The 22,446-nt window shown below is 69.3% G+C and carries 22 protein-coding genes and 2 pseudogenes; 16 read left to right on the top strand and 8 right to left on the bottom strand.

All coding sequences use genetic code 11. The annotated features are described in order from the left end of the window. The first annotated feature begins 39 nt into the window (after positions 1-39). A complete protein-coding gene (locus ACZ5SK_RS41350; RefSeq protein ID WP_334581681.1) occupies positions 40-975 on the top strand; it encodes a helix-turn-helix domain-containing protein in 936 nt (311 codons plus the stop codon). A 498-nt stretch (positions 976-1,473) separates the two neighbouring features. On the opposite strand, the gene ACZ5SK_RS41345 is transcribed toward ACZ5SK_RS41350, so the two are convergent. Beyond that, positions 1,474-2,397 (bottom strand): helix-turn-helix transcriptional regulator, encoded by a 924-nt coding sequence (locus ACZ5SK_RS41345; protein ID WP_334581682.1) that lies wholly within the window; start codon positions 2,395-2,397, stop codon positions 1,474-1,476. A gap of 174 nt (positions 2,398-2,571) precedes the next feature. Here ACZ5SK_RS41345 and ACZ5SK_RS41340 point away from each other — a divergent pair, with 174 nt between their 5' ends. Both ACZ5SK_RS41340 and ACZ5SK_RS41335 read left to right on the top strand, forming a co-directional pair. Continuing rightward, positions 2,572-3,918 carry an aldehyde dehydrogenase family protein gene (locus ACZ5SK_RS41340; protein ID WP_468418869.1) on the top strand — a complete coding sequence of 449 codons (1,347 nt, stop codon included), beginning with the start codon at positions 2,572-2,574 and terminating at the stop codon, positions 3,916-3,918. Between the two features lie 415 nt (positions 3,919-4,333). Then, entirely contained in the window at positions 4,334-5,446 is a 1,113-nt protein-coding gene (locus tag ACZ5SK_RS41335) for an alkene reductase (protein WP_457495663.1), read from the top strand. 185 nt (positions 5,447-5,631) lie between these two features. Here ACZ5SK_RS41335 and ACZ5SK_RS41330 read toward each other — a convergent pair whose 3' ends face one another. Both ACZ5SK_RS41330 and ACZ5SK_RS41325 read right to left on the bottom strand, forming a co-directional pair. Then, positions 5,632-6,654: an alcohol dehydrogenase catalytic domain-containing protein gene (locus ACZ5SK_RS41330; RefSeq protein ID WP_334581686.1), complete on the bottom strand. Its 1,023-nt coding sequence runs from the start codon at positions 6,652-6,654 to the stop codon at positions 5,632-5,634. A gap of 53 nt (positions 6,655-6,707) precedes the next feature. Beyond that, positions 6,708-8,144: a carboxylesterase family protein gene (locus ACZ5SK_RS41325; RefSeq protein ID WP_334581687.1), complete on the bottom strand. Its 1,437-nt coding sequence runs from the start codon at positions 8,142-8,144 to the stop codon at positions 6,708-6,710. Positions 8,145-8,567: 423 nt separating this feature from the next. On the opposite strand from ACZ5SK_RS41325, the gene ACZ5SK_RS41320 reads away from it, so the two are divergent. The 5 genes and pseudogenes from ACZ5SK_RS41320 (at position 8,568) to ACZ5SK_RS41300 (ending at position 12,282) form a co-directional block, all read left to right on the top strand. Then, a complete protein-coding gene (locus ACZ5SK_RS41320; RefSeq protein ID WP_468418878.1) occupies positions 8,568-9,020 on the top strand; it encodes a type 1 glutamine amidotransferase domain-containing protein in 453 nt (150 codons plus the stop codon). Further along, positions 9,017-9,322, top strand: a complete 306-nt coding sequence (locus ACZ5SK_RS41315) for a DUF1330 domain-containing protein (protein ID WP_334581688.1) — start codon at positions 9,017-9,019, stop codon at positions 9,320-9,322. Before ACZ5SK_RS41320 ends, ACZ5SK_RS41315 begins: the two co-directional genes overlap by 4 nt. Before the next feature lie 656 nt (positions 9,323-9,978). After that, a pseudogene (locus tag ACZ5SK_RS41310) lies at positions 9,979-11,048 on the top strand (YbfB/YjiJ family MFS transporter). Between the two features lie 36 nt (positions 11,049-11,084). Then, a complete protein-coding gene (locus tag ACZ5SK_RS41305) occupies positions 11,085-11,705 on the top strand; it encodes an OsmC family protein (RefSeq protein WP_334581689.1) in 621 nt (206 codons plus the stop codon). Positions 11,706-11,994: 289 nt separating this feature from the next. Continuing rightward, positions 11,995-12,282, top strand: a complete 288-nt coding sequence (locus ACZ5SK_RS41300; protein ID WP_468577490.1) for a hypothetical protein — start codon at positions 11,995-11,997, stop codon at positions 12,280-12,282. 318 nt (positions 12,283-12,600) lie between these two features. On the opposite strand, the gene ACZ5SK_RS41295 is transcribed toward ACZ5SK_RS41300, so the two are convergent. Further along, the gene (locus ACZ5SK_RS41295) at positions 12,601-13,173 is read right to left on the bottom strand and encodes a helix-turn-helix domain-containing protein (protein ID WP_334581691.1); all 573 of its coding nucleotides are present in this window, start codon (positions 13,171-13,173) and stop codon (positions 12,601-12,603) included. Positions 13,174-13,236: 63 nt separating this feature from the next. Here ACZ5SK_RS41295 and ACZ5SK_RS41290 point away from each other — a divergent pair, with 63 nt between their 5' ends. Continuing rightward, entirely contained in the window at positions 13,237-14,145 is a 909-nt protein-coding gene (locus ACZ5SK_RS41290) for an ornithine cyclodeaminase family protein (RefSeq protein WP_468577488.1), read from the top strand. After that, entirely contained in the window at positions 14,145-15,272 is a 1,128-nt protein-coding gene (locus ACZ5SK_RS41285) for an aminotransferase (RefSeq protein WP_468577486.1), read from the top strand. The genes ACZ5SK_RS41290 and ACZ5SK_RS41285 overlap by 1 nt, the downstream gene beginning before the upstream one ends. Positions 15,273-15,626: 354 nt before the next feature. Here ACZ5SK_RS41285 and ACZ5SK_RS41280 read toward each other — a convergent pair whose 3' ends face one another. Then, on the bottom strand, positions 15,627-16,049 hold the full coding sequence (locus ACZ5SK_RS41280) for a WHG domain-containing protein (protein ID WP_468577484.1): 423 nt from the start codon (positions 16,047-16,049) through the stop codon (positions 15,627-15,629). On the opposite strand from ACZ5SK_RS41280, the pseudogene ACZ5SK_RS41275 reads away from it, so the two are divergent. Both ACZ5SK_RS41275 and ACZ5SK_RS41270 read left to right on the top strand, forming a co-directional pair. After that, positions 16,012-16,482: pseudogene (locus ACZ5SK_RS41275) on the top strand (transposase); the annotation flags it as partial. The gene ACZ5SK_RS41280 and the pseudogene ACZ5SK_RS41275 overlap by 38 nt on opposite strands. After that, positions 16,472-16,765, top strand: coding sequence for a DUF302 domain-containing protein (locus ACZ5SK_RS41270; RefSeq protein WP_468577482.1), 294 nt, complete (start codon positions 16,472-16,474; stop codon positions 16,763-16,765). The pseudogene ACZ5SK_RS41275 and the gene ACZ5SK_RS41270, both read left to right, overlap by 11 nt. Positions 16,766-17,039: 274 nt before the next feature. On the opposite strand, the gene ACZ5SK_RS41265 is transcribed toward ACZ5SK_RS41270, so the two are convergent. From ACZ5SK_RS41265 to ACZ5SK_RS41255, 3 genes are read right to left on the bottom strand one after another with little or no spacing between them, the layout of a single operon-like run. Beyond that, positions 17,040-17,744 (bottom strand): GntR family transcriptional regulator, encoded by a 705-nt coding sequence (locus ACZ5SK_RS41265; protein WP_334581698.1) that lies wholly within the window; start codon positions 17,742-17,744, stop codon positions 17,040-17,042. 36 nt (positions 17,745-17,780) lie between these two features. Next, entirely contained in the window at positions 17,781-18,284 is a 504-nt protein-coding gene (locus ACZ5SK_RS41260; protein ID WP_334581700.1) for a flavin reductase family protein, read from the bottom strand. A 26-nt stretch (positions 18,285-18,310) separates the two neighbouring features. Then, positions 18,311-18,751 carry an ester cyclase gene (locus tag ACZ5SK_RS41255; protein ID WP_457495668.1) on the bottom strand — a complete coding sequence of 147 codons (441 nt, stop codon included), beginning with the start codon at positions 18,749-18,751 and terminating at the stop codon, positions 18,311-18,313. A 301-nt stretch (positions 18,752-19,052) separates the two neighbouring features. Here ACZ5SK_RS41255 and ACZ5SK_RS41250 point away from each other — a divergent pair, with 301 nt between their 5' ends. Genes ACZ5SK_RS41250 through ACZ5SK_RS41235 form a run of 4 tightly spaced genes read left to right on the top strand, consistent with a single transcriptional unit; the run spans position 19,053 to position 22,446 of the window. Further along, positions 19,053-19,679 (top strand): amino acid synthesis family protein, encoded by a 627-nt coding sequence (locus ACZ5SK_RS41250; RefSeq protein ID WP_334581702.1) that lies wholly within the window; start codon positions 19,053-19,055, stop codon positions 19,677-19,679. Beyond that, positions 19,676-20,227: an amino acid synthesis family protein gene (locus ACZ5SK_RS41245; RefSeq protein WP_334581703.1), complete on the top strand. Its 552-nt coding sequence runs from the start codon at positions 19,676-19,678 to the stop codon at positions 20,225-20,227. Before ACZ5SK_RS41250 ends, ACZ5SK_RS41245 begins: the two co-directional genes overlap by 4 nt. Positions 20,228-20,234: 7 nt before the next feature. Continuing rightward, the gene (locus ACZ5SK_RS41240) at positions 20,235-20,966 is read left to right on the top strand and encodes an alpha/beta fold hydrolase (protein WP_334581704.1); all 732 of its coding nucleotides are present in this window, start codon (positions 20,235-20,237) and stop codon (positions 20,964-20,966) included. Further along, positions 20,959-22,446 carry an aldehyde dehydrogenase gene (locus tag ACZ5SK_RS41235; RefSeq protein WP_334581705.1) on the top strand — a complete coding sequence of 496 codons (1,488 nt, stop codon included), beginning with the start codon at positions 20,959-20,961 and terminating at the stop codon, positions 22,444-22,446. Before ACZ5SK_RS41240 ends, ACZ5SK_RS41235 begins: the two co-directional genes overlap by 8 nt.

Here is a 22,446-nt window from a genome sequence, read left to right as displayed (position 1 = left end):
CCCTCGAAGCCGACAAAGAGGGCGGTAGACTGCGGACACATGATGGTCGACAAGCGACACTCCGGGTCGAGCAGGCAGGCCGGACCCGCTGCGGTTCCGCTCTACGGTTTCCAGCCCCCGGTCGGTACTCCCTACGGCCTCGAGGTGAGCACCGTCGAGGACTTCTTCGCCCAGCACGACGACTGGCCGTGGAACCCGCCCCGCCCGGGCCGTGCCACGTTCCACTACCTCATCGCCGTCACCGAGGGCGAGCTGCTGCACGACGTCGACCACGTCACGCGGACCATCGCCCCCGGCCAGTGGCTGTGGGTGCGTCCCGGGCACGCGCAGTGCTGGCATCCGCCCGGCGCGGCCCGCGGCCCGTTCATCCTGTTCGAACCGGACGTGCTGCGGCCCGACCTCGCCCGTCTCCTGGCCCCGCTCACCGCGCACGAGGCCCCCGCCGTGCTCACACCGCACCCCGACGACACCGCCTGGCTCCAGCAGACGGCACTCCAGCTCCTGGACGAACACCGCGCACTGGGACGCCGCCCCCTAGACATCCACCACGCCCTGCGCCGCAGCCTGCTCGAATCGCTGCTGCTGCGCCTGGCCGACTCCCCGGGCATCGCCCCCGCCGGCACGGCCACGGCCGCCTCGGGCCGCGCCGACAGGTACGGGTGCTTCCTGGACGTCTTGGAGCTGCACTTTCGCGAGTTGCACCAAGCCGCGGACTACGCCGAGTTGCTCGGCTGCTCGGTCCGCACCCTCAGCCGCGCCGCCCGGGACGCCACCGGCAAGGGAGTACGCGAACTCATCGACGAGCGGCGCCTGTTGGAAGCCCGGCGCCTGCTGGGAGCTGCCCGGTGGGACGCCCGGACTGTGGCCGTCCACCTCGGCTTCACCGACCCCGCGAACTTCGGCCGCTTCTTCCGCGACCGCACCGGTCTCACCCCGGCCGCCTTCGCGGCCCGCGCAGCGAGCGCTCACGTGTGACGGAAACGCGGCGCAGGCCCCGTGCCCGTCGGAGGCGACCCCCGTCGCGATCTGCTTGAACGCCCGATGGGAGCACGGGTGGAGTGCCGGTGTTCGAGAGCTGCAGTATTCGTCCGCAGGGCGAGTGTCGAGTCGGCACCCACCATGTCCCAGTCGATCTGCCCGGCGGCATCGGCCCGGACGAATTACAGGATCCCCGCCCGCGCCCGGAAGAGAACTGCGTTGATCGCTCTCCGGTGAACAGCCCACCGCTCTTCTCGGAGCCCACTTACGGGCGGGTGCGGCTCCGGACGGTGCCATTCCTCATCTGTCAGATCTCCACGCTCCAGGACCGACTGCACGGCTGACGACGCTCTGCGCAGCGGCGCCGCCGTTCTTCCACTGCCTACCCGCAGCACGGCCGCGCCGTCCTGAATCCGACACCGGCCCCGGAGGCGTCCGGCGTGCGAAAGGACGCTGGGCGTGGCGCGCAGCCAACTATCGATGATCAACTGTTCATCAAGCCGTGCGTGCCGGCGGCATCCCGGCTCCCGCCCTTGTCGCGTCGGTGCCCCAGCTGGCCAGCAGTCGTAGTGCCTCCGCGGACGGGGAACCGGGTTCGGCGTGGTACGTCGCCAGTGTCTGTTCGTGGTCGTCGGCCAGGTGGAACGACTCGAGGCGGAGTTCGAGTTCGCCGACGAGCGGGTGGTGCAGGCGCTGGATGCCGTGACACTTGTCCTTGACGTCGTGGGCGGCCCACAACCGCCTGAACTCCTCGCTCTTCACGGAGAGTTCGCCCACCAGCGGGGACAGCCGGGGGTCGTTGGGATGGGAGCCGGCGTCCATGCGCAGCTGAGAGACGACGTCGTTGGCCTTTTGCTCCCAGTCCACGAACAGGTCGCGGTACTCGGGCCTGAGGAACACCAGCCGCGCCCAGTTCCGCTCGTGCGCGGGCAGCTCGGCCCAGTCGCCGAAGACCGCCGCGGCCATCCGGTTCCAGGCAAGGATGTCCGAGCGCCGCCCCACGAGGATCGCCGGGCCGCCTTCCATGGTGTCCAGCAGCGTCCACAGGGGGCCCCGCACCTGCTGGGTGCGGCCGGCCGGCTTCTTCTTCTGCTGTTTCGGCTTCGCCAGGTGTGTGAGGTGGGCGTGCTCGGCGTCGCTCAGCCTGAGCGCGCGGGCGATGGCGTCGAGGACCTCCGCCGACACGTGCTGCCCGTTGCCCTGCTCCAGGCGCGTGTAGTACCCCACCGACACCCCGGCCAGCTGCGCCAGCTCCTCGCGGCGCAGCCCCGGCACCCGCCGGTGCCGCCCGAAGTCCGGCAGGCCCACGTCCTCCGGCTTCAGCCGGGCCCGCCGGGTGCGCAGGAACTCACTGAGCTCGGCACGCGGGTCCAGAGCACCGTCGGCGGGCTCGTGCACCGGTTGGGGGTATTCGTCCATGCCTCCGAGTATCCACGGTCGGACGCACACCAGCCTGCACCAGCCAGTGGTAGGCACAGCGGATGTACACAAGGCCGTGACCTGGGTGAATACCGGATCGTCCAGCACGCTGGAGACCGTGCCCGGCTGGAAGGCAGCCGGGGCGTGGCTTGCATCAAGAACGGAGCACACCCCATGACCGCAACGCAGGGGACCGAGTCGAGGACCCACCAGACGGAAACGGCCGCGGAGGTGGTCGGCCGCCTTCGTGCGACGTTCAACACCGGCGTCACCCGCCCACTGGACTGGCGCGTCAACCAGCTGCAGCGGCTGCGGGCCCTGCTGGTCGAGAACGAGCAGGAACTGATCGAAGCCCTCTGGGCGGACCTGAGGAAGAACCCCGCCGAGGCGAAGACGCAGGAGATCGACTTCACCGTCGCCGACATCGACGAGACGCTGGCGAATCTCGAGAGCTGGCTTCAGCCTCGCCCGGTGGAGGTTCCCGCCCACTTCGGCCCCACGACAACGGCCTACACCACGTACGACCCGCTCGGGGTCGTCCTGGTGATCGCTCCCTGGAACTTCCCGCTGCACCTTCTCATCGACCCCATCATCGGCGCACTGGCCGCCGGAAACACCGTGGTGGCCAAACCGAGCGAGATGTCGGTGCACACCTCGGCACTCGCTTCACGCCTCCTGCGACAGTACTTCGACGCCGACGTGCTCACCGTCGTCGAAGGGGGCGCCGAGGAGACCACGGCCCTCCTGGCACAACGCTTCGACCACATCTTCTACACCGGCAACGGCACAGTCGGCCGGATCGTCATGGCCGCAGCCGCCAAACACCTCACCCCCGTCACGCTCGAACTCGGAGGCAAGTCACCGGTCTTCGTGGCACCCGACGCCGACGTGGACGAGACCGCCAAGCGGCTGGTCGGCGCCAAGTTCGGCAACGCGGGCCAGCAGTGCATAGCCCCCGACTACGTCCTGGCCCATCCTGCCACCGCCGCCGCACTGGTCCCCGCCCTGCGCGCGGCGGTCGACGCCCAGTTCGGCACCAGCCCGCAGACCTCAGCCGACTTCGGCCGGATCATCAACGAGCGGCACTTCGACCGGCTCACCCGTCTGCTGGACTCCGGCCGGGCGGCGGTGGGAGGCCGGCACGACCGCGACGACCTGTTCATCGCACCGACCGTACTCACCGATGTCGACCCCGCATCACCGGTCATGCAGGAGGAGATCTTCGGTCCGATCCTCCCCGTCGTCGAAGTCGAAGACCTCGACGCAGCCATCGCCTTCATCAACGAACGCGACAAGCCCCTCGCCCTCTACGCCTTCACCACCTCCGAGGCCACCAAGTCGCGCCTGGTGAACGAGACGTCCTCCGGCGGCATCGCCTGGGGCCAGCCGGTAATGCAACTGCTCATGCCCGGCCTGCCTTTCGGCGGCGTCGGCGAAAGCGGCATGGGCCGGTACCACGGCCAGTACTCCCTCGAGACGTTCAGCCACCTCAAGGCCGTCGCGGACGTCCCGCTCAGCTAGCCTCGCGCCTCGTGAAGCAGGCTGTCCGATGGGCGATCGGCCGGCGGAAGTGCCTCAGGGCGGTGGGAGTGAGGATCGCTGAGATCGCCGTTCCCGCCACCGCCGCAATCGCGTTCCGGGTGAAGCCGTGTATCGGTCCTCTTCGCGGGGGCGCGTCGAGGTAGTCGGTCGCGGCACGGCCTGCAGACACCGATCCGTACCGACTCCGGCGGCGGCACCCATGACTTCGTCACCTGGCTGACTGCTGATCGTACGCAAGGAGTGAACGCCCTACTCCTGCGGGCAGGTGCGCTTGACCGGCGTCGACGCCGACGCCGATGGCATGCGGCTCACCGCGTTCGCCGCCAACACCACCACCCTCTGCGTCGCAGACCTTCATCCCGTATTCCTCCGTATTGCAGAAAGAAAGAAACCCATGACTGTCAATATTTCAGAAGTTTCTCCCGTTCCATCGCTTTTCTCCCCCATCTCCCTCGGGAAGATCGAGCTCGCCAACCGCATCGTCATGGCACCGATAACCCGGGTCCGGGCCGGTTCCTCCGGCATTCCCGGGGACCTGATGGTCGAGTACTACCGGCAGCGGGCGAGCGTCGGAATGATCATCACCGAGGGCACCTACCCCGACCACGCGTCGCAGGGGTATGTCGGTGAGCCGGGCATCGCCACCGACGAGCAGGCGGCCGGCTGGCAACGAGTGTTCGAGGCGGTACACGCCGAGGGCGGCCGCATCGTCCTGCAGATCATGCACGCCGGCCGCGGCACCCACCCCGACATCAACGGCGGACGCCGCATCCTCGCCCCCAGCGCGATCGCCATCGACAACAAGACGTTCACCGAGAAGGGTGAGCAGCCCTACCCCGTACCGGAAGCGATGACCACCGCAGAGATCCGGGCAGCCCTGGAGGACTTCGTCACCGCGGCCCGCCGGGCCATCGACGCGGGAGCGGACGGCGTGGAAATCCACGGCGCCAACGGCTACCTGCTCCAGGAGTTCCTCTCCCCGGCGGCCAACCAGCGCACCGATGGATACGGCGGCTCGCCGCAGAACCGCGCCCGCTTCGTCGTCGAGGTCGTCACGGCGGTCGCCCAGGCCGTCGGTGCCGAGCGGGTCGGGCTGCGGATCTCGCCGGAGGTCGACCTCGGGGACGTCTTCGAGACCGACCGGGACGACGTCCTGGCCACCTACGGCACCCTGCTCGACCAACTGCGCCCGCTGAGCCTGGCCTACCTCTCCGTACTGCACATCGAGCCGGGCGGCGACCTGGTACAGGAGCTGCGGCGGCGCTTCGACGGCAAGCTGATCGTCAACAACGGCCCCTTCGGGGGGCAGACCACCCGCGAGCAGGCGCTTCAGCACATCGAGGCCGACCACGCCGACGCCGTGGTCGTGGGCCGGGCCCTTATCGCCAACCCCGACCTGGTCGAGCGCTGGCAGGACGGCCACCCGGAGAACGAGCCGCGACCGGAACTGTTCTACGGGCCAGGCGCCGAAGGCTACACCGACTACCCCTTCCTCGAAACGGCTTGACGCCCACGGTCACGCCTGTCCATGCGGCAGCCCCACTCACCCATGGACAGGCGCCCGACCGGCGACACTGTGCCCACCCTTTTGAGCCCGCGGTCACACCGGCGATCACCGGCTCGAGGACCGTCGGGCCCGGACTTCTCCAACTCCAGGATGGTCGCGCTGCCCGGGTCTCAAGGGACCGGGTCTCAGTCGTCCAGGACCACGACGTGCTTGCCCGGTGTGGCGCCGGATTCGAGGTCGGCCTGGGCGTCGCGAACCTGTTCCAGGCCGTGGTAAGCCTTCGCGACCGGGACGTTGAGACGTCCGGCGGCGATGGCCTGGAGCTGGCGGGCGAGGACATCGGCCGGGAGGTCGGCGGCCTCACCGCCGTAGGAGGTCAGCCGCACTCCGCCCGGGATCATGAACGGGCTGAAGTCGGGGATCATCCACTGGCCCGCCAGGGCTCCGGTGAAGCAGACCGTGCCGTGGCGGCGGACGGTGCGCAGGGTGTCGGGGAGGACCGAGCAGCCGACCAGTTCCAGGGCGGCGTCGACGCCGTCCGGGATCAGCTCGCGCACCTGGTCGGCGAGGGTGCCGTTGTCGACGAGGGGGTGGTCGACGCCCGCGGCCCGCAGTTCCCCTGACCTCGACTCGCTGCGGGTGGTGGACAGCACGGTCGCTCCGAGATCCTTCGCGATCGTGGCCGCGCTCAGCCCGACCGTGGAGGTGCCGCCGCGGATCAGCAACGTCTGCCCGGCCCTGAGGTCCAGGCCACGGGTCAGGGACCCGTAAGCGGTCTGGAACATCTCTGGCAGCGCGCCGACGACATCCCACGGCAGGCTGGTCTCGAACGGGATGACCTGTGCCGCGGGTACGGTCACGTACTGGGCGTAGGCACCGTCGTAGGCGCGGCCCATGCCGCCCATCATCGTGGCCACCTGCTGGCCCGGCCGCAGGCCGCTGTCCTCGTCGGCCTCGTCGACCACGCCGACGCCCTCGATGCCGGGCACACGCGGGTAGGTGACCTCCGCGTCCGACTCTCCCTTGCGGGTGGTGACCTCGGATTCGTTGACGCCGAACGCCTTGACCTTGATCCGCACCCAGCCGGGCTTGCGGACGGGCACCGGGACGTCCTTGATCTCCAGTGCCTCCAGGTCGCCGGGCCGGGTGACGACGACGGCCCTCATCGTCGCCGGTGCGGCGTCGCCGGCTGCTGTCGGTTGACTCATGTCGAGTACCTCACTCCCTGTTGTCCCCTGCGTCGTCCGTATCGCGCCGGCCGTCAGGGGCGGTCGATGCCTTCCCACAGGTCGAGGACCTGCTGGTAGTGGGCGGTGCCCTCGAAGGGAGAGTCGCCGACGGTTTCCGAGGTGGGCTTGTCCGTGACGGCGGGCCACAGACGGGAGTGCTCGCCGGTGGCGAAGTCGAGGACGATGTCGCGGATACGGGTGTCCCGCTCGGCCTGTTCTGCGCTGCGGCCCGGCTTTTCCTGGCCGACCAGGGCGTACATCTCGGTGCCGTGCACGGCGGGCGCGCCCTCGGCGGGGCCGATCAGGAGGAGGTGGGCGTTGCCGCCGGCGGCGGCGTGGGCCAGGGCGCCGCGGGCGGCGGGGATCGCGAAGAGGTAGTCCGCCATGACGGCGGCGCGGACCTCGGCCGGGGTACGGCCGCCCTGGTCGTAGGCGTCGACGATCTTCTGCGCGCGGGAGCGGGAGATGCGCCACCCCGCGACCTCGTCGACGACGCGGTCGACGGTGCCCGGGTCGAACCGGTCGAGGTCGTTCGCCACCCACCAGCCCATGTCGTCGCTGGCCATGCTCAGCAGGATGTCGACGTCGCGGTGCGCGCCCGAGGCGAGGACGTCCATGGGGTGGGCGTGCACCACCGCGCCGGGCTGCCCGATGTCCAGGACGACGCCGGTGGCCTTGTTGTCCACCCCGCCGCGGACTCCGAGGTCCGTCGGGGCGACCTTGCGCAGGGCGTCCCTCAGGGAGAGCGGGTCGAGGTCCAGCAGCTTCTCCGGGTTGTCCGCTACGCCGAGTTCGGTGACGAACAGGTGCGCGAGTTCCTCGGCCCACCAGGCCGGGATGGAGCGGGCGGGCCCGCCGGAGAACCCGGCCAGGCGCCGGTACAGGCCGTCGGCGGAAGAGGCGCCGAGCAGTCCGAGGGATGAGTAGGCGCCGCCGCTGTGGCCGTAGACGGTGACGTTGTCGGGGTCGCCGCCGAAGTGGGCGATGTTCCGCTGGACCCAGGTGAGCGCGGCGATGATGTCCTGGAGGAAGAGGTTGCTGGCCTCGGCGAGCTTCCCGCCGTATTGCGAGAGCGAGAGCGGACCCAGGGCGCCGAGCCGGTAGTTGATGGACACGCCCACCACGCGCCCCGTCGCGGCGAGACCGGCGGCATTCGAGGTGATCTGTGTGTTCGCGCCGTACTCGAATCCGCCGCCGTGGATGTACACGGTCACCGGGAGCGCCTTGTCGGCCGGCTGCTCGGGGGCCCACACGTTCAGGTTCAGGCAGTCCTCGCCCATCCCGCTGTCCGCTTCGAGCCAGTCGCCGCTGTCGGGCTGGATCGCGACGACGCCCTTCCGGTCGTACGGGAGGCTCGGATCGAAGTCCGCGACTACGGGGCGGCGGTACCGCTCGGCGGTGGCGTACGGGATTCCCCACCAGGACCGCACCCCTGGTGCAGTCGGAGCCTTGGGCACGGTCTCGGTCATGGCGTGAAATTCCTTCCGGTGGGTTCGGGTGCTTCACACGGCGTATCGGCGGCTTTCGCTCGCGGCGACGCTCCCCAGCATTCCCTGGCCCCCGGCAGATCGCCCGGTGGACAGCAGTCACCCGATGGTCGCTAGGCGACACTTGCCTGATCCCCCTTCTCCTCGTGGCCCGCCGCCGCCCCGGCAGGCAAGGGCGGCCCGAGGCCCTGCCATCAGCGGTTCCCTGGCTCGACTCGCTCACTTTCCTACGAAAGCCGGTGCCACTCACGGGCCCGAGCATGCATGCCGATGACCCTGCCGCATCGGGCAGTGGCTTTCCCGGCCCCACCCAGGAGCGCGAGCCGGCTGCAGAAGGCGACAGGTGTCGTGTGACGCGGCGCAGGAGGGCCTCGTTGATAGACCGACCCGGAGGCGACCGAGGCACTGGCGGACACCGTACGCCTGGACTCCGTCTCGGCCGGCGACTTCGACGCGGTCTTCTACCCCGGCGGCCACGGACCGCTGTGGGACCTGGCCGAGGACACCGACTCCGCCCGGCTGATCGAAACCACCCTCCGCTCCGGCAAGCCCGTGGGACTGGTCTGCCACGCACCCGGCGTGCTGCGGCACACCGTCAACGAGGACGGCACCCCGCTGGTCTCGGGCAAGAACGTCACCGGCTTCGCCAACACCGAGGAGGAGGCCGTCCAGCTCACCGACGTCGTCCCCTTCCTCGTCGAGGACGAACTCACCAAGCTCGGCGGCCTCTACTCCAAGACCGACGACTGGCACCCCTACGTCCTCAAGGACGGTCTGCTGATCACCGGACAGAACCCGGCCTCCTCGGCACCCGCAGCCGACGCCCTGATCGAGCTGGTCACCAAGGCCGGCCGATGAGCGCCTACGTCGTCATGCTCCGCGAGCGCGTGACCGACCCGGCCGAGCTGGCTCTCTACGCCGACTCGGCCCGGGCGGCCCGGGCCGGCCACCAGCTGACACCCGTCGTCGGATACGGGGCGATCGAAACCCTGGAGGGCACGGCGTTCGACGGTGTGCTCATCCACCGCTTCCCGAGCGTTGAGGACGCCCGGGCCTGGTACGAGAGCCCGGCCTACCAGGCAGCGCTCCCCCACCGCCTGGCCGGTGCGGACTACCGCGTATTCATCGTCGAAGGGGTCGACGACACCCAGGGCCGCTGAGACCGCTCTGCCGGCAGCCCCCGCCCTCCCCCACCGGCGGCAGCTCGCTGCCCGCGGGCGACAAGGTGACCGGTCTGCGCAACGCGGCGCAGACCGGCACCGCCCGAGCCGCACCCGCCACACCGGTCAGCGGCGACCTGTTCGCCGACTCCGTCGGGGAACACACATCAAGGCAGCCGGCCACGACACAGTCGTCTTCTCCGCCGGTGCCCATGACACGGGAGCCGACCAGACAGCACTCGTCGACGGCTGGAGCCCGCAGAGGCGGTCCAGTACGGCGATGTGCCCACGTGATGGTCGAACTCGCCGACGGCGACACCCCCTCACCGCCGTCGCCTCAGGGGTGACGCTCCGGCCCGGATGTCGGACACCCCGCTTATTCCACCCTGCTGAGGCCGCCCATGGGCCGCGAAGGGGCTCCGTGGCGATTCCGCCGCGGACCTGGCGCCTGAGATGCCGCCGCCGATCCGGCCCCCGTGCCAGGAACTTCCAGAAAGGACCCTCCCGTGACTCTCGCCCTCGAACGAGTCTCGGCCGAACGCCGGGAACGCCGGCCTCTCGGACCCGCACCCTGGGTCACAGCGGCCCAGGGAGCCGCAGCGCTGGCCGCCAGCAACGGGGTCGGCCGCTTCGTCTACACCCCGATCCTGCCGCTGATGCACGACCAGGCCCACCTCTCGGCCACCAGCGGGGCAAACCTGGCGACAGCCGACTATGTCGGCTACCTGATCGGCGCGCTGACCGGCAGCTTCGCGCCCCAGCTGGTCCGCTCGCGCCCGGTGATGCGCGCCTCGATGATCGCGATGGCCGCGTCTCTCGCCCTGATGCCGCTCACCCAAACGTCACACTCTGGTCCGGGCTGCGCCTCATCGCCGGGTTCACCAGCGCACTCGCCTTCGTCTACGCGGTCGGAGCGCTCCTGTCCGGACTGCGCCGCTCGGCCCCGCACCTGATCGGCTGGGGATTCGGCGGTATCGGCGCCGGCATCGTGTTCTCGGGACTGCTGGTCCTGGCCGTCCGCGAAGTGGCGACATGGCGTACGGCGTGGTGGATCGCCACCGTCCTCACGCTGCTGCTGACCGCGGCCTCATGGAAACTCACCCCGCCCGCCCCGCAGGCGGCCGGCGCGGCGAAGATCCGCACCCGCACCCGTACACACCGCTGGTTCGCCGCGCTGGCGCTCAGCTACACCCTCGAAGGCGTCGGCTACATCATCGCCGGCACCTTCCTCGTCGCCTCGATCACCCAGAACGCCCCCAGCTGGGTTGGCGCAGGGGCGTGGGTCGTCGTCGGGCTGGCCGCGATCCCCGGTTCGGCACTGTGGACGGCCCTGGCCCGGCGGTGGAGCCGCCCCACCCTGCTGGCATCGGCCCTGCTGCTCCAGGCCGCCGGTATCGCCCTGACCGCACTGGTACCCGGCAACGCCAGCGCGCTCGTCGCAGCGGCTGCCTTCGGCGGCACCTTCGTAGGCATCACCTCCCTGGCACTGGCCCTCGGTGAGCACCTCCAAGTGCCGCGAGCCGTCGCGCTGTTGACGGCCGGCTACGGCATCGGACAGATCATCGGCCCCCTGATCTCCCGGCCTCTGCTGGGAACCGGCTACTCGGCACCCCTGCTGCTGGGGAGCGTCGTCCTGGCTGCCGCGACTGTGGCGGCCACAGCGCTGAGAATCCGCTACCCACACCGGCTGGGCCACATGATCGAACCGTCCCGCATGGCACGGTAACTGCCCAACCGGATCAACCGGTGAGGAACATCGGCTATGGCCGAATCCAGGAAGTCCCCTCAACGCGGCGGGCGTTGCCCGCGGCGGGCAGCCCACTGGGGCTGCCCGCCCGCCTTTAACGAGATCGACGTCGAAGCACTGCACGACACCATCGACGCCGTCCGGGCCACTCCCAGGCTCGGCCAGGTCACCTTCGCGATCGACGGTTCGTGGCAGGGCGGCTGCCGGCTCGATGCGCAGACCGGCGCCGTGACACAGGGTGGCGAGCGCGACGAGAAGCGCGTCGCGAAGTACACGATGAGCAGTGACGAGCCGATCGCGCTGCTGGGAACCGACACCGCGGTCTCGCCCGGGGAGTACGTGCTGCACGCGCTCGCCGGCTGTTACACCGTCACGCTCGCCGCCCATGCCGCCGCACAGGGCATCGAGCTCAAGAGTGTGCGCCTGGAACTCGAAGGCGATGTCGACCTGCGCGGCTTCCTCGGCATCGATGCTTCGATCCGTCCGGGCCTGCCGGAGATCCGGGTCCGCGCCCACATCGAGGCCCCCGGCACCACCCGTGAGCAACTTGAGGAGCTCATCGCCCTCGTCGAGAGCCGTTCGCCCATCCGCGACACCCTCGTCAACCCGGTGAACGTCCTCACCACGCTTGCCTGATCAAGGCAGCCGACACTTATCCGGGGAGAGCGGTCTGGACGACACGGGGCAGCCGCCTCCTCCCCGTCCCCGCCGTTCGAGGGCGCGGACCGTGGGACTGTCCGCATCAGAATCCTTGTTGCCTGATGCGGGACTGGCTGCGGAAGCATGAACAGCGGTGAGGGGCCGGGGAAGTCTCCCCGGCCCCTCACTTTCGACGCCGCGGTGGTCCTTCGCCGACTCCACCCGGCGCCGGCGTCCAGTCACCCAGGTAGCCCGCTGTCTCGTATCGCGGGTCGGCTTTCCCGCGGTGAACGTCGGGGCCACTCACGACGTCCACGACAGCGAACACGGCCTCGCCTCCGGTCTGGTCAACACCAGCCTCCAGATCGGCGGAGCAGTCTCCCTCGCCCTCATCACTGCGGTACTGAGCAGCGCACATGCAACAGCTGAGCACGGCCAGCTCCTGCCCAACCTGAAGCCCGCCATGCTCACCATCGCCGGGCTCACTCTGCTGGGCGCCCTCCTCGCATGCCGCGCCTGCGACCAAAGTCGGTGCGCGACAACACCTGACGACCCATGGTCGCCTATTGAGTGAGCGCCAGGCCCGAGCCGGGGCGGAAACCCGGCTTCCCACCTGCCTGGCCGGCCCCGGCGCAGGTCGCGGCCAGATGCCGGATGCCAATCGGGGGGGGCCAACACGCCTGGTTGCTCGACCTCCGGCTCGCCTCGGCCCGGGATGTCCTCGGCCCTCGCCCCGACCACCGTCTGATGGCCGATGACCTGTTGTCCGCCGACGGCCAGCCCATAGGCGTAGGGCCGTCCCGATGGCGACCGCGCGTGCTCCGAGGGCGAGAACTTTGATCACGTCGGGAGCTGCGCAGGCAGGTCCGGTGTGCTCTGGCCAGTCAGCAGATCAGGCGCCGGTGACGACCCGCATGAAGACGACCGGTTCCGTACCGTCGTTGCGGTAGGTGTAGTGCTGGTCGCTGGCGATGACAGCACTCTGCCCGGGGGTCAGCTTGTGGGAGCCGGTTTCCAGTGCCAGAGTCAGGCGGCCGGAGAGCACATGGTGGATTTCCTGTGCGCCGACGCGGTCGGCTTCGGCGTCATAGTGACCCCCCGGGGCCAGGGTCCAGCGCCACAGTTCGGCCCGCGGGCCCTGCGTCGCCCCGAGGAGGAGCGCCTGGCTGCCATCGGGGGCCCGCCATACGACCGTTCCCTCGATTTGCTCGTTTGCCGTGTCGTGTTCGGGGAGGGCCAGGGCCGCGAAGTCGGTGTCCAGAGCACGGGCGACGCGGTCGACAGTGGCAAGGCTCGGGTTGGCATGCCCCAGCTCGATGTCGGTGAGCATCCTCCGGCTGAGCTCGCCGGCCTCGGCCAGTTGCTGCACGCTCCAGCCACGCTGCTTGCGCAGCGCTCGAATCCGCCCACCGATGCGGGTGACGAACTCCGGAGTGCTGTTTCCGACGGCGCCTTCACTGCCCATGGTGAGCATTATAGTGCACAAAATAGCTTGCCCATCGACCGAGTGGGCAATATATTGCTCACCATGCGAGTGATCACCACTCCCCATGTCTGCGAGCAGGCCGTGCTGGCCGCGCTGCGCGAGGCATTCGAGGAGCTTCCCCACAGTGAGTCGGCCGCTCCCGGCCAGTTCGTCATCGACCTGCCCGGCGGCGGTGACGTCATCCACTACCCGGCCGTGCTGCCCGCCGCCGGTCTGTACGCGGTCAAAGTCTCCCCGTATCTGCCGCAGCCGGTCGGTCCCGCGGCGGTCACCGCCTGGACGATGCTCATGAGCCTGTCCACCGGGCAGCCGGTCGCACTGCTGGACGCCTCCGCCCTGACCGTGGAACGCACGGCGGCCACCACCGCGCTCGCCGCCGACCTGCTGCTCACCTCCGACGCCCGCACCGCGGCGGTCATCGGCTACGGCCGCGTCGGCCGCGCGCACGCCCGCTACCTGCGTCACGTACGTCCCGGCATGACCATGCGCGCCTTCTCCCCGAACGGCATCGACGATGCCGGACCTGACCTGCAGGTCGCCTCCGGCATCGAGGAGGCTGTCGCCGGGGCGGACCTGGTGATGCTGTGCACCTCTGCGGCCGACGACGTCTTCGACCCGCGCGACCTGCCCGCAGGAGTGGTCGTCACCTCGATCTCCACCAACGCCCCCGGCGCACGTGAGATCCCACCCGCCGCGGTGCCAGAGCTCGATGTGTACGTGGATGCGCGCACCAGCCTGCGAGTCGCCACCGAACTGGTGCAGGCAGCCGCATCCGGCTGGGATCCCGAGACGGTCAGCGGTGACCTGGCCGACCTCGTCGCCGGCCGCGCCGCCCTCCCGAGCGGCAAACGCCCGGTGTACTTCCGGTCCGTCGGACTGGGCATCGAGGACGCCGCGGTCGCATGGGCGGCCTACCAGAACGACAACGCCACGACCGAGGGACGGCCTTGATGAAGATCCGCGAGTTCGAGGTCGAGCGCTGGATGAACGACCACGAGGAGACCTGCCGCTACAACCTGGCCGAGACCTGCGTCCGTTCACTCACCACCGCAGAGCTGCTGGAAATATCCGGCCGTCGCGAAGAGGTACTCGCCGAGCTGGACGCCACCCCGCTCACCTACGGGCCGATCCCGGGCAGCCCTCGTCTGCGCGCCCTGGTCGCCGGCCTCTACAGCGGCCAGGGACCGGACAACGTCCTCGTCACCCACGGAGCCATCGGCGCGAACGCCCTCGTGCACGCGACCCTCGTGGAGCCGGGCGACCACATCGTGGCCGTGGTCCCCACCTACCAGCAGCACTACTCCATCCCCGACAGCTACGGCGCCCGCGTCGACCACCTGCCGCTGCGCGAGGAGCACGGATGGCTGCCCGATCTCGACGCACTCGACCGGCTCATCACCCCGGACACCAAGCTCATCGCCCTCAACAATCCCAACAACCCCACCGGCGCCCTCATCGACGAAGCGGGCCTGACCCGCATCGCCAAGATCGCCGACCGGGTCGGCGCATGGATCCTGTGCGACGAGGTCTACCGCGGCGTGGACCAGAACGGTGACGGCTTCACCACCTCGATCGCCGACCTGTACGAGCGCGGCATTTCCACCGGCAGCATGTCCAAGCCCTACTCCCTGGCAGGGCTGCGCCTGGGCTGGGTCGTCGGCCCCACCCCCCTGCTGGCAGACATCTCCACACATCGCGACTACACCACCATCAGCGTCGGACGCATCGACGACCTGCTGGCCTGCGTCGCGCTGGAGAACAAGGACAAGATTCTGGCCCGCTCCCACCACATCACCCGCACCAACCTCGCCGTCCTGGACGAATGGGTCCACACCCGCGACGACATCAGCTACGTGAAGCCGGCCTCCGGCACCACCGCCCTGCTGCGCTACCGCACACCGATCGGCTCCTACGAGTTCTGCACCCGCCTGCTGGAGCAGACCGGCGTCATGTTCACCCCCGGTGCCGCCTTCGGCATCGAACACACCGTGCGCATCGGCTTCGCCGACGACACCGAAACCCTGCGTACCGGCCTGCACCTGGTCGGACAGTTCCTCGACCGCCTGGCCCAGGCGTAACACCCCCCCCCCGCTGCCGGGCGGCATGGCACCACCATCGTCTCCTCGGGAAGGAATCTTCTGCCAGCCCCCTCCCGAGGGGATGCCCCTGGACGGGCCACAGCCCCTCACATGACGCTCTCGCGCTTCCACGTCCTGCCCCTGGTGTCCTGATCGCGCTGCCGCGCCTGCGGCGAAAGTTGGTGCGCGACAACACCTGCGCTCCATGGTGGCCTACTCGATGTAGCGCATGCCCGCGCTGGGGCGGAAGGCCGATCCTTTTCCGGGCTCACCGACCTGGCCAGTCTCGACACAGGTCGCGGCCGGATGCCGGAAGGCCAGGCTGAGCACCTTCAGACGTCGGGCGCCTCCTGCTCAGGGGCGGCAACGTTGGGCTTGCCGAACTGAACCGCCTGCCGCAGAGGAAATATTCAGGAAGTAACGGTCACGATGACGATGCAGCCGGTCGGCACGCCAGGACAGGCCGAGGATGCCGTTCATGGCGGCCCACAGCGCGGTGGCCGCCGTTCGGGGGTCGATATCAGGCGTGATGGTGCCGTCGGCGATGCCGTCACTCAGGGCTGCGGCAAGTTTGGTGTTCTGCTCGTCGACGAGGTCGGCGACCCGTTCGAGTGCGGCCGGTTCGTCGGGCGGATCGGCGAGCAGGCGGAACTGGTGGGGGCGTTCGGCGGCGAAGCGTACGTAGGCGGCCGAGGCGGCGCGGATGCGTCGCAGGGGGGTGCCGGAAGCGGCGTAGGCGCGCGCGATGCCCGCCGACTTCCCGCCTTGGCGGACCATCTACGGCTTTGCACGGCGTTGGGCGGTAGCCGGGGTCATCAATGTCATCCGCGACCAGCTCCGGCGCAGCATCCGTCTCGCCGCTGGCAAGACACCCCGCGCAGCCTCGGTGATCGTGGACTCCCAGTCGGTGAAGGCATCCGAGACGGTCGGCAAGGACACGAGAGGGTACGACGCCGGGAAGCAGATCAACGGCCGCAAAAGGCACCTGATCTGCGACCATCGCGGTCTCGTGCTGATGGTGATGGTCACGGCCGCGGACGTCACTGACCGGGACGCGGCCAAGGAACTGTTTTTCCGGCTCGCCCTCACGCACCCCGAGATCGCCATCATCTGGGCGGACTCGGCCTACGCGGCGAAGCTGGTGGACTGGGCGAAGAAGTATCTCGACATCACGATCAAGACGGTGCCGCGCCCCCCTGATGATGCGGGTGGCCGGGCACGACCGCCGCTGCACGACCTACCTCATGGGGAACCACATCGTCGCCGAGCGCATGTATCGCCACAACCCTGGCGTCATTCTCTACGCGCCACTGCGCACCATCGTCTACGAGGACCAGGACGACCAACTGTGGTTCTCCGTCGATCAGCCCAGCCCCCGTTTCTCGAGTTTTGGCGATCCGGGGATCGCCGCCGTCGGCGCGGAACTGGACGGCAAGCTGGACGACCTGTTCACCGCGCTCGACATCGCCGTTCCCGCCGAGCTGACACGGTGAACGGGGACCGGATGAAGCGCTCGTGACCATCCCTGCGGCGGGTGAACTCGACAAGGTCGCCAATTCCTCCCCGCCGTGCCCATGCGGCCCATCGGAACCGGGCCGGCCGGCGTGGTGCCTACGGAGGTCTTGTCCGTCCGGTTGAGCATCTCCCACGCATAGGCGGTCGGGACGGGGCGGCGGGGCCGGGGAGCAGGGCATAGAGCCGGATATCCGTAACGCGCCCGCTCGACGGCCGACGACATGGTCATTGCGATGCACCACCCCTGGGCCGTCAGGAACTGGCCTCGCCGAACCCTTCGGGCCGATCGTCGATGGGCAGGCCGGCCAGCAGGGCGCGCCTGCTGGCCCTGACATGCTCGCGCATGACGCGCTCGGCGCTGTCGCCGTCCTTTTCCATGATCAGTTCCAGGACGAGGTGGTGCTCCCGGTCGGACTGGCTGACGCGGCCCGGCTGGCTCAGCGAGGTGGTCACCAGCCGGGCGTACGCGAGCTGGTTCATCAGCACCTGGTAGTGGGCCTGCAACTTGCTGTTGTCGGAGCCGGCTATGAGCAGGTCGTGGAACTCCTGGACCAGCGCCGCGTACCGTTCCCGGTCGTCCTGCTCCACTGCCGCGTCGGCCTCGCGCAGATTGCGCTGGAGAGCGTCGGTCTCCGGGACCCGGCCGCGCTGGGCCAGGAGCCGCGCGGCCGCGCCTTCCATGAGTTCCTTCATCTCGAAGAGTTCCGTGATCTCACGGCGGGAGGGGATGGTGACGAACGTCCCGACACGGGGCCGGATCTGGACGAGACCTTCCGTCTGCAGCTGCTTCAGGGCCTCGCGCACCGGCGTACGGCTCACACCGAACTCGTCCGCGAGAGCGGCCTCCGAGAGTGAGGCTCCGGGTTCGACGTCGCCCTTGATGATGCGCCTGCGCATTTCTGCGATCACCGTGGCCTGCATCGATCCGTTCTTCGGTTCGCTCTTCGCGCGATTCACCGAGTGCTCCTCCCTGACCTGTATCTACCCGCCGGATCATCCCAGAGACGTGAGTGCCCCGGCGTCGAAGAACTTGCCCGCGCTGTAGATCATGGGAGAGAGGTCAGTGACTGCGGCGTGCACCACTCGGCAGATGAAGATGGTGTGGGTACTGGCCTGGAGCCGCTCACGGATCCGCACTTCCATCTGCGCGCTGCTCCGGGCGATCAGAGGGCTGCCGAACGGGCCGCTCTCCCAGTCCAGGCCCTCGAACTTGTCGGCGGCCTTGCTCGCGAACGTGCCGACTACGTCGAGCTGGTCGGTGGACAGGATGTTGATCGCGAGGTGATCCGCTCGGAACAGACAGTCATGGGTGGACGAGGTGTGCTGGACGCACACCATCACCGTGGGAGGGTCGAGAGAGATGCTCGAGAACGCGTTGACGGCCAGCCCTTTGGGGGTCTCTCCATCCATCGCGGTCACGACCGTGACACCGGTGACGAACTGCCGGTTCACCTGCCTCATCACATCGATGTCTGGGGTGGAGGCGAGCGCGGCCATGCGGGTGCTCCTTGTCATCTCGGTCGTCAGTCCTGTCCCACGCTGATGATGCCCAGCGCCGCGAGCAGAGCCCGGGGATCCCACGTCACGTGCTCCTCAACGATCCGGTCCCCCTCAAAGCGGGCGAACGTGGCGCCGCTGATGTCGACGCGCCGCTTGGTGGGTGGGACACCGAGGAAGGAATTCACATGAGTTCCGCTGCTGTGCCAGCGGATCGCGGCCCTGTCACCTTCGATCACGATGTCGTCGATGACGGTGCTCAGGTCGGGGAACGCCGCACGTGTGGAGACGATCGCCGCCTTGAAGGCGTCCAGGTTCTGCGGGTGCGGGTCGCTTCCGTGGCGCAGGTAGGCTGGGTCCAGCAGCGCATCGAGCGCGTCGGCGTCGCCCTGCTCCCAGGCCTCGGTCCATACCTTCTCGATGAGTTCTCGACGGCCATCAGTGTGCGCCATCTCTTCCCCTTCCACAGTTGCTGCTTTCTGGAGCGCGCGGTCGGTCGGCGCAAACGGGAGCGCTCTCGGGTCGACCGCTGAGTCCACAAGGCCGCCCCCTGGGGCAGCACTGGCATACAAGAAGCAGTAAGGCATGCCGCGTAGGGAGCGTCAAGGGTTCGGGGGTTCCGGATCGGGCCCCTACTCCTACATATCGCCGGAATGCCCAGGTCAAGCCCACTCAATAACTGAGAACCGCCGGATCCGGAAGACGCGTGAAAGCCGTTGGGGTGGAACCCTTGACCGGTTTGCGCGTGTGTGCCTATCGTCCTGTGCCATGCAAGAGAGCTTGGAACACCCTGACGAGAGCATCGGTCTCCGCAAGCTCGCGCTCTACCGTGACGTCGTCCTGACCGAGGCGGGCGAGGCGCCCGCGCGGCCCACGTGGCGAGCCAGCGTCGCCGCGGTCATACGGAATCCGTGGCTGGGCTCCGGTCCTTCGACCGACCTCGCCCTGGAGCAGGAGCGGATCGCACCGGTACTCGCAAAGCTGCTGACCGACCGGCTCATCACTTCGCTGGGCGGTGCGGACGAAATCGAGTCGTTCGGCAAGGCCGCCATCGTCGGCACGGCGGGTGAGATCGAGCACGCCGGAGCACTCATCCACACCCCGTACTTCGGCAACCTGGTGCGAGAGTTCCTCCAGGGCGAGTCCATCATCTGTTTCGCCGACACGCGTGCCGAGGCCGGGGAGTCGCTGGTCATCCCCCTCTGGCACAAGAACCACGCGGCGACGCGCAGTCACTACCAGACCGTCAGCGCCCGGGTGTCCGACGGGCCGCGCGCGGAGGAGATCGTCGTCATCGCGGCCGCGTCGACGGGGCCGCGCCCGCACCCCCGGATCGGGGACCGCATGACCGACCCCGTCGTCACCACCGAAACACTGGAGGTTGTTCCCTCATGAACGTCCGCAGGATCGTGACCGTCGTCGAGGAGATCCACGCCGAGGGTGGCCGGGAGCTCGGCCGACCCGCCCGGATCGCCGTCGTCGCTGCAGTGATCGAGAATCCCTGGGCCGGCCAGGGCTTCGTGGAGGATCTGGCCCCCGGCATCGAGGCGAACGCCTCCGACCTCGGCGCGCTGCTGGCTCCGGCGGTCCTCGACGCTCTCGGGTCGCCTGCCGAGGCGTACGGCAAGGCCGCCATCGTCGGTCTGGACGGGGAGATCGAGCACGGCTCGGCGCTGATCCACACCCTCAAGTTCGGAGACCACTTCCGCAAGGCGGCCAATGCCACCACCCTGCTGCCCGCGGTCGAGAAGCGCGGACCCGCCGGCGTGGTCTTCGACATCCCGCTGAAGCACATCACCGACGCCACGATCCGCTCGCACCACCAGAGCTTCGAGGTCCGCGTCAGCGACGCCCCGCACCCGAACGAGATCGTCATCGCGCTCGCCGCCGCCGCTCAGGGGCGCCCCCAGCAGCGCCTCGCCTCGCTCTCGACCGAACAGTAGGTACTCCATGAGCAAGCCGACCGTGGTCCTGCTGCACGGTGTCGGACTCGACCACACGATGTGGGAGCCGACCGCCGCGCTCCTGGCCGACCGCTTCACCGTGATCACCCCCGACCTGCCGGGGCACGGCACCCGCCCGCCGGTGAGCGGCACCGTGACGCTCGCGGACCTGGCCGACGGCGTGACCGGTGAGATCCCGGCCGGCTCGCACCTGGTCGGATTCTCCCTGGGGGCCCTGGTCGCCCAGCACCTGGCTCTGTTCCGGCCCGAGCTGGTGGCCACCCTGACCTCGGTCAGCTCGGTGTGCGACCGCACGGCCGAGGAGCGGGCCTCGGTCCTCACCCGCCTGCGCACCGCGGAGGACGACTTCACGGCAAGCACGACCGCGAGTCTGAAGCGGTGGTACGACGGTACGGACGTGGCGTCCGACCGGGTGGCCCGCACCAAGGCCACGCTGCTCGCCAACGACATCGACTCCTTCCTCGGCTGCTACCGCGTGTTCGCCACGGCAGACGTCGAACTCGGGCCGGAGCTGGGCCGGATCGCCGTACCCGCGCTGGCTGTGACGGGTGCGGACGACCCGGGGTCCACCCCCGAGATGACCCGCCGGCTCGCCGCTGCGCTGCCCGACTGCCGGGCGGTGGTCGTCCCCGGTGCGCGTCACATGCTGCCCGTCGAGCGTCCCCGGGAGCTGGCCGGCTCCCTCACTGCATTCCTCGGAGAGTGTGCTCATGTCTGACCTCACCACGTTGCAGCACTTCATCGGCGGAGCGCCGGTCGAGCCCGCGTCGGGCGAGTACTTCGAGAGCACCAACCCGGCCACTCGCGAGGTCCTCTACCGGGCCGCGCGCGGCGACGCCACCGACATCGACCGGGCCGTCGCCGCCGCGAAGAGTGCCTTCGAGGACCCGCGCTGGCGCGACCTCAGCCAGACGCGCCGGGGTCATCTGCTGCGCCGCCTGGGCGAGCTGATCGCCGAGAACGCCGAAGAACTGGCCCGGATGGAGACCCTGGACAACGGCAAGCTGCTGCGCGAGATGCGGGGACAGCTGGCCACGCTGCCGGAGTACTACCACTACTACGCGGGCCTCGCCGACAAGATCCACGGCGACTTCATCCCCACCTCCGACCGCCAGGTACTGAACTACACGGCCCGGGAGCCGCTCGGCGTCGTAGGGGCGATCACGCCCTGGAACTCGCCGCTGACCCTGACCAGCAGCAAGCTCGCTCCCGCTCTCTGCGCCGGCAACACCGTCGTGATCAAGCCCTCCGAGTACACCTCGGCCACCGTCGTCAGGCTCGCCGAGCTGGCCCTGGAGGCAGGCTTCCCGCCGGGCGCGGTCAACGTCGTCACCGGGTTCGGGGCCGAGGCCGGACAGGCCCTGGTCGACCACCGCGACCTCGCGAAGATCTCCTTCACCGGCTCCACCACCACCGGGGCGCGGATCGCGGCGGCGACCGCCAGCCGGTTCATCGGCTCCACACTCGAACTCGGCGGCAAGTCCCCCAACATCGTCTTCGAGGACGCGAACATCCCGAACGCGGCGATGGGCGTCGTGGCCGGTATCTTCGCCGCCGCCGGACAGACCTGCATCGCGGGCAGCCGCGTCTTCGCCCACCGGTCGGTCTACGACGAACTCCTGGAGCGAGTCGCCGAACGCGCCAAGTCCATCCGCATCGGCGACCCTCTGGACGCGCAGACCGAACTCGGCCCGCTGGCCTTCGCGGCCCAGCGCGACAAGGTGGCCGGATACGTCGACCTCGGACGCAGCGAAGGCGCCCGGGTGCTGACCGGCGGGCAGCCCACCGACGGCGGGCTCGGCGGCTACTTCTACGAGCCCACCATCCTCGTGGACGTCGACAACGACATGCGCGTCGTCCGGGAGGAGATCTTCGGACCGGTGCTGGCCGTCATGCCGTTCGACACCGAGGAAGAAGTCGTACGGCTGGCCAACGACACCGACTACGGGCTCGCGGCCGGCGTCTGGACGACCAGCCTCTCCCGCGGGCACCGGATGGCGGCGCGCCTCGACGCCGGGACCATCTGGGTCAACACCTACCGGGCCATGTCCCCGATGTCGCCGCGGCAGGGCTTCAAGACCAGCGGCGTCGGCGTCGAACACGGCACCGAGACGGTGAAGGAGTACACGCGCCTCAAGAGCGTGTGGATCAACACCAGCGAAGAGCCGGTGGCCGACCCGTTCACGATGCGGAGCTGA

This window comes from Streptomyces sp. NPDC031474 (assembly GCF_055581185.1).
Note: the sequence above shows the minus strand (reverse complement) of the source record. Positions and strands in the feature narration are given on the sequence as shown.